Consider the following 7114-nt stretch of genomic DNA (forward strand, 5'->3'; position numbering starts at 1 on the left):
CTCTTCCGATCTCCCTCACCCTGGTCATCTGGCAACCCAAAGGCCTGGGCGTGGGCTGGAGCGCCACCATCGGCGCGGTGCTCGCCCTGCTGTGCGGGGTGGTCTCGCTGCACGACATCCCTGCGGTCTGGGCCATCATCTGGAATGCCACCGCCACGTTCATCGCCCTCATCATCATCAGCCTGCTGCTGGACGAGGCCGGCTTCTTCGAGTGGGCGGCGCTGCATGTGGCGCGCTGGGCGCGGGGTGACGGGCGCCGCCTGTTCGCCTTCATGGTGTTGCTGGGTGCGGCCGTGTCGGCGCTGTTCGCCAATGACGGCGCGGCGTTGATCCTCACCCCGATCGTCATGTCGATGCTGCTGGCGCTGCGCTTCTCGCCTGCCGCGACTCTGGCCTTCGTCATGGGCGCAGGCTTCATCGCCGACACCGCCAGCCTGCCGCTGGTGGTGTCGAACCTGGTGAACATTGTCTCGGCCGATTACTTCGACCTCGGGTTCAATGCCTATGCCTCGGTCATGGTCCCGGTGAACCTGGTGGCGGTAGCGGCGACCCTGCTGGTATTGAGGCTGTACTTCGGCCGCGACATCCCGCTGCGCTATGCCACCGCCGACCTCAAGCCACCGGCCATGGCCATTCGCGACCGCGCCACCTTTCGGGTCGGTTGGGTTGTGCTGCTGGCCTTGCTTGCCAGCCTGTTCGTGCTTGAGCCTTTGGGCATACCGGTCAGTGCCGTGGCCGCGGCCTGCGCAGTTGTTCTGTTCGCCGTAGCTGCCCGTGGCCATGTGATTGCCACCCGCCGCGTGCTGCGCGAAGCGCCGTGGCAGATCGTGGTGTTTTCGCTGGGGATGTACCTGGTGGTCTACGGCTTGCGCAATGCCGGCATGACCGATGCGCTGGCCAGCGTGCTGAACTGGCTGGCCGGGCATGGGGTGTGGGCTGCGTCGCTGGGTACCGGGCTGATTGCTGCGCTGTTGTCGTCGGTGATGAACAACTTGCCCAGCGTGCTGATCGGCGCGCTGTCGATCCATGCCAGCGAGGCACAGGGTGTCGTGCGTGAGGCGATGATCTATGCCAACGTCATTGGCTGCGACCTGGGGCCGAAGATCACCCCGATCGGCAGCCTGGCCACGCTGTTATGGCTGCATGTGCTGGCGCGCAAAGGGGTCAGCATTGGCTGGGGGTATTACTTCAAGGTCGGGGTACTGCTGACGGTACCGGTGTTGCTGGTGACATTGGCGGCGTTGGCGGTGCGCTTGAGTATTTAGGTGCACCGGCGCTCTGTGGGCGCGCGGTTTACCCGCCACAACCCATCCACCTGTGTGGTAAAGCCTGCGCTCATCAGCTCCCGCCGCATCGCCCATTGCGCTGCCGCCGGCACCGCGGCACTGCGCAGCGTGCCCCTGCCCCAGCGCGCATTCACACCGTCGATCACGCTCATCACCCGCTCCGTCTGCAGCGTCTGCGACGGCGTAAACAAGTCGCCGGTGAACTCCCCGCGCCGGCACAACTGCAACAGCAACACCTCTGCCTTGCTGTAGCGAAAGCCCTGCCGATACACCCGGCCCACCGCCTCCAGGGCCATGCGCGTGAGCAGCCGCACGTCATCGGTAGGGTATGGCAACTGCACCGCCACGCCATTGGCATACTTGGCTTCGTCCGGGTTGAACATGCCGGTACGGATGCTGACACGCATCTTGCTCGCCAGTGAGCCCTGGCCACGTAGCTTCTCCGAGGCGCGCATCACGTAGGTGGCCACTGCTTCCTTGATGGGCGCCAGTTCGGTCAGGCGCTGGCCGAACATACGGCTGCAACAGATTTCCTGGCGTGGCGGATCGATGTCCTGCAGTTGCAGGCACGGCGTGCCGGCCAGTTCGCGCGCGGTCTTTTCCACCACCACGCTGAAGGTCTTGCGCAACAAACCCGGCTCGGCGCGGGACAGGTCCCAGGCCGTGCGGATGCCCAAGCCCTGCAGGTGCGCGGTGAGGCGCTTGCCGATGCCCCAGACCTCTGACACGTCGCACTTCTTCAGCACCCACTCACGATGCGACGCAACCCGCAGGTCGACCACCCCACCGCTATGCACCGCCCAGCGCTTGGCCGCATGGTTGGCCAGCTTGGCCAGGGTCTTGGTACCGGCGATGCCAACGCCCACGGGGATGCCGGTGTGCTTGAGCACCCGCTCACGGATGCAGCGGCCAAGGTAGTCGAGGTCGCCAGGCACGCCGGCCAGGTCCGCGAAGGCTTCGTCGATGGAATACACCTCCAGTGCCGGGACCATGCCTTCGATTACCGTCATCACGCGCTGGCTCATGTCACCGTACAGCGCGTAGTTGGATGAAAAAGCCACTACGCCATGGCGGTGCAGCAGCTCCTTCACCTGATAATACGGCTGGCCCATCTTCACCCACTGCTTGGCCTCGGCGCTGCGGGCGATGATGCAGCCGTCGTTGTTGCTCAGCACGACGATGGGTGTGCGCAACAGATCAGGGCGGAACACACGCTCGCAACTGGCGTAGAAGCTGTTGCAATCGATCAGGGCGAAAACGGGAGAAGGATTCATCGGGCGGCAACACGAATACTGTATTTATATACAGTTAAACACAGCGCTGCGCGGATGCTGCTACCCGCTCATCCGATTTGCATCCTGGGCCAGGGCTCCTACAGTTTCGAACGTAACCACAAGGCCGAGGCCAGCGATGCGCAGCGTCGAGAAAACCCAGCACATGGCCACCGCCAAGGCCTTGCCGAAGATCCCACGCAGTGTCTGGGCGCTGGGTATCGTGTCGATGTTCATGGACATCTCCTCGGAGATGATCCACGCCCTGCTGCCGCTGTACATGGTGACCGTGCTCGGCACTTCGGTGGTGGCGGTGGGCGTTATCGAAGGCATTGCCGAGGCCACGGCGTCGATCACCAAGGTGTTTTCCGGCGCGCTGAGCGACCGCTTGGGCAAGCGCAAGCTGCTGACAGTACTGGGCTATGGCCTGGGCGCGCTGACCAAGCCGGTGTTCCCCTTGGCCTCGGGCCTGGAGTGGCTGATCGGGGCGCGTTTTGTCGACCGCATCGGCAAGGGTATCCGGGGTGCGCCGCGGGATGCGCTGGTGGCGGATGTGACACCGCCCGAGTTGCGCGGCGCTGCGTTCGGCCTGCGCCAGGCCCTGGACACGGTCGGCGCCTTTCTTGGGCCGTTGCTGGCAATCCTGTTGATGTGGCTTACGGCCAGCCATTTCCAGACGGTGTTCTGGGTCGCGGTGATCCCTGCCCTGCTGGCGGTCGGCACCCTCGTGGTGTTCGTGCACGAGCCCGAGGCCACGGCTGCGGCACGGCCTGTGCGCTCCCCCCTGGCCATGCGCGAACTGCTGCGGCTTGGCGCCGGCTACTGGCGGCTGATCGTGCTGGCCATGGTGTTTACCTTGGCGCGCTTCAGTGAGGCTTTTTTGCTGCTGCGCGCCCAGGACATGGGCCTGGCCGCACAGTGGGCGCCGGCGGTGCTGGTGGTGATGGCCCTGGCCTATTCGCTGTCGGCCTACCCCGCCGGTGTACTGTCGGATAGGCTCGGCCGCCGTGGCGTGCTGATGACCGGGCTAGGGCTACTGGTAGCAGCTGACCTGCTGTTGGCCTTGTGGCCGGGGTGGGCCGGGCTGGCCCTCGGGGTGGTGGCGTGGGGGCTGCACCTGGGCTTTACCCAAGGCATCTTTGCCGCGCTGATCGCCGACAGCGCCCCGGCCAACCTGCGCGGTACCGCGTTCGGCCTGTTCCATCTGCTGACCGGCGTTGCGCTGCTGATCGCCAGTGTAGTGGCTGGGCTGATGTGGGACGGGGTCGGGTTCCAGGCTACATTTCTGCTCGGCGCAGTGTGTGCCGGGGTTACCCTTGCAGGGCTTGGCCTGCTGCGCTGAACGGGCTGCGCCGCTATTTCAGGTCATGGCTGCGGACGCTGAACGTCACCACGCCCCAGATCGTCAACTCGTCGCCTTCGAGGATGTACCTCGGCGGGTAACGCGGATTCTCCGAGCGCAACGCCACCTGCCCGCCAATGCGGTGCAGCCGCTTGCACAGCGGCTCGCCATTGACCGCAGCGATCACGATCTGGCCATGCCGCGCTTCGAGGGAGCGGTCGACCAGCACCAGGTCGCCGTCGAAGATCCCGGCGCCCTGCATGCTGTCGCCGTCTATCCTGACCAGATACATGTGCGGGGCGCGCAGGTTGAACAGTTCGTCCAGCGAGATGGGCTGCTCCATGTGATCCGCCGCCGGTGACGGAAAGCCTGCCGGGATACGGAACAGATAACGCGGAACAACACCGCTACCGCAGGTGATGGGGCCCAGGATGGATGTCATGGCACGGCCTTGAAATTAACTGTATATAGATACAGTATCGACCTGCTGAGTATCAGGTCAATTTCGGCGTAGGAAATTTCGACAAGTGGGGGTACATGCCATGTGCGGACGCTTCGCTCAATATCAGGGCCTGGCCGATTACCTGCGTGAACTGGACGCCGAACAGGACGTGATCAGCGGCTACGACAACCTGCCAATCGGACGCTACAACGTTGCCCCCGGCAGCCGGGTGCTGATCCTGCACAATGCCGAGGACGGCCTGCGCATCGACCCTTGCCACTGGGGCTGGGCACCTTTCTGGGCCACTCGCAAACACCCGGCCCCCATCAATGCGCGGGTCGAGACAGTGACCACCGGCAAGTTCTTCAAGGCCCTGTGGCCTCAGGGGCGGGCCTTGGTAATGGCGGATGGTTGGTACGAATGGGTGGCCGACCCGCACGATGCCAAGCGCAAGCAGCCCTACTACATCCGCCTGAAAAGCCGCGCGCCGATGTTCATGGCCGCGTTGGCCGAGGTGCACACGGGGCTGGCGCCCAACGAGGGCGATGGCTTCGTGATCATCACCGCCGCCAGTGATGAGGGAATGGTCGACATCCATGACCGCCGGCCTCTGGTGCTGGGGCCGGCGGACGCGCGCGCGTGGATTGACGCTGATGTGCCGGCCGCACAAGCCGAACGCCTGGCGCGGGAGCGATGCCTGCCGGTGGAGGCGTTCGAGTGGTTTGCGGTGGGCAAGGACGTCGGGAATGTGCGCAACGACGGTGCCGAGTTGATCGTGATGCAGCATACCGAGCACCAGCCCTGACGTCGTCTTGCCGTTATCCGCGTGTGCAATGTCGCTAAACCGGAACCTGCGCCGGGTGCTGCTCCTGCACAGACCACCCCCCATGCCCATCCACTTCCAGGCGGTGGGTGTGGAACGCCGCCAAGGTACTGCGGTGGCCGACACTGACCAGCAAGGTGTCTGGCATTTCGCTGCGCAACAGCGCATACAGCGCATGCTCCAGCCCTTCATCCATTGCCGAGGTGGACTCGTCGAGAAACACCACCTGGGGCTGGTTGAACAGCACGCGGGCAAACGCCAGGCGTTGTTGTTCACCGACCGAGAGTATGTGCGACCAGTCACAACTGACATCCAGGCGCTCGGCAAGGTGGGCCAGGTTGACTTGACGCAAAGCCTGCTGCATGCGCGCTTCGTCCTCGGGCACGCTGGCCGAGGGGTAGGCGATGATGGTGCGCAGGTCACCCAACGGCAGGTATGGCCGCTGCGACAGGAACAACGCCTGGTGCCCCACAGGCCGTTTCACCTCACCTTCGGCGTATGGCCAGAGGCCCGCGAGGGCACGCAACAAGGTGGTTTTACCGCTACCCGACGGCCCTTTGATCAACAGCGCCTGACCGGCACGCAGGCTCAGGGCGAGGTCGGCGATCAGGTGATGGCCATCGGGGCGAAGCACCTGCAAGCGGGTGATATCCAGGGCGTGCGCCTGTTCCTCGGTGTTGACGCGCGGCAGTGAACTGGCCTGCTCGTTGGCATCCAGGAAGCCGGTCAAACGATCGAGGGTGGCACGGTATTGGGCGAACGCATCGTAGGACTCGCGGAAGAAAGACAACGAATCCTGCACTTGGCCAAATGCCTGGGAGGTCTGCATGACGTCACCCAGCTTGATCGCGCCACTGAAGAAGCGCGGCGCCTGGAGGATGAACGGGAACACCACGGCGACCTGGCTGATGCCCAGGTTGAAGCCGCTGAACTTGAGGTTTCGGAAGACCAATGCCCACGCGTTGACGATCAATGCGCCAAAGCGGCCCATCAACGTGCCCCGCTCGACCTTCGCGCCCTGGTAAAAGGCAATGTTCTCGGCGTTTTCGCGCAGACGCATCAGGGCGTAACGGAAGTTGGCGGTGAGTTTTTCGTTGAGGAAATTCAGGCGAATCAGCGGGCGCCCGAGACGAAAGGCGATCCAGGTGGCGACGATCACATACAGGTACACGGCAAAGACCATCGCCCGTGGTACCTCGTACCCCGCCACTTCAAGCGGCGCCGACAACCCCCAGAGGATGCCAGTGAAGGCCACCAGCGAGACCAGCGCGCTGACCGCGCCGAGCGCAAGCGACACCGAGTTGGTGACGAACGCATTTACGTCCAGCTCGATACGCTGGTCAGGGTTATCTACCGGCTCGGCGAGGAACTGGCTACGGTAATAGGCATCGCCATGCATCCAGTCGCGGGTCAGCCGCTCGGTGAGCCAGACTCGCCATTGGATGCTGAAAGCCTGTGTCACGTAGAACGTGAACAGCGAGCGCAATACGTGAATGGTCGCCAGCACCGCAAATACCCCAAGGAGGTACCAGAAGGCATTCTGGTCGAGGCCTTGCAGGGCGCTGTAGAACCCGTTGTACCAGAACGAGAACAGCACGTTCAGGCGCACCGAGAACAGTGTCAGCACCAGTAGCAAGGCAAACACCAACAACGGCCGCCAGCTGCGCCTGAAGCTGAAATATGCCCCGGCAAGCTGCCAGAATTGGCTGCCCCAGCGTGTGCAACGTACTGCCAGTGTGGCGGCTGCGGTGAAGCAGACCAAGGTGATGAACGAGGCAATTGCAAGCCAGCTCAGACTCTCTTGCAGGGCCTGGTGCCAGTTCATTTCCATGATGGGTATCCATGCTGAGTATTTACGCGAGGGTAGCACTACCCCGCGATTGATCAGGCATAGATGACGCAGATTTCATTATCGGGTGCCCGGCGGCGCGATAGATAGTGCAAGCCGGA

6 protein-coding genes are annotated in these 7114 nt (G+C 63.7%); 3 read left to right on the forward strand and 3 right to left on the reverse strand.

Annotation, left to right across the window (positions count from 1 at the left end):
• The first annotated feature begins 8 nt into the window (after positions 1-8).
• Positions 9-1265 carry an arsenic transporter gene (locus tag NP534_RS24630; RefSeq protein WP_274100449.1) on the forward strand — a complete coding sequence of 419 codons (1257 nt, stop codon included), beginning with the start codon at positions 9-11 and terminating at the stop codon, positions 1263-1265.
• Here NP534_RS24630 and NP534_RS24635 read toward each other — a convergent pair.
• A complete protein-coding gene (locus tag NP534_RS24635) occupies positions 1262-2560 on the reverse strand; it encodes a Y-family DNA polymerase (protein WP_274100445.1) in 1299 nt (432 codons plus the stop codon). The two genes, NP534_RS24630 and NP534_RS24635, sit on opposite strands and share 4 nt — an antisense overlap.
• Positions 2561-2696: 136 nt before the next feature.
• Between NP534_RS24635 and NP534_RS24640 the strand changes: the two genes are divergently transcribed.
• Entirely contained in the window at positions 2697-3899 is a 1203-nt protein-coding gene (locus NP534_RS24640) for an MFS transporter (protein WP_274100446.1), read from the forward strand.
• 13 nt (positions 3900-3912) lie between these two features.
• Here NP534_RS24640 and NP534_RS24645 read toward each other — a convergent pair whose 3' ends face one another.
• On the reverse strand, positions 3913-4341 hold the full coding sequence (locus NP534_RS24645; protein ID WP_033696667.1) for a LexA family protein: 429 nt from the start codon (positions 4339-4341) through the stop codon (positions 3913-3915).
• Between the two features lie 100 nt (positions 4342-4441).
• Here NP534_RS24645 and NP534_RS24650 point away from each other — a divergent pair, with 100 nt between their 5' ends.
• Positions 4442-5146 (forward strand): SOS response-associated peptidase family protein, encoded by a 705-nt coding sequence (locus tag NP534_RS24650; RefSeq protein ID WP_274100447.1) that lies wholly within the window; start codon positions 4442-4444, stop codon positions 5144-5146.
• 34 nt (positions 5147-5180) lie between these two features.
• Here the strand turns inward: NP534_RS24650 and NP534_RS24655 are convergent, their stop codons facing one another.
• Positions 5181-6995, reverse strand: coding sequence for an ABC transporter ATP-binding protein/permease (locus NP534_RS24655; RefSeq protein ID WP_274100448.1), 1815 nt, complete (start codon positions 6993-6995; stop codon positions 5181-5183).
• Positions 6996-7114: the final 119 nt, after the last annotated feature.

This window comes from Pseudomonas sp. 39004 (genome assembly GCF_028682155.1).
GTDB lineage: Bacteria > Pseudomonadota > Gammaproteobacteria > Pseudomonadales > Pseudomonadaceae > Aquipseudomonas > Aquipseudomonas capeferrum.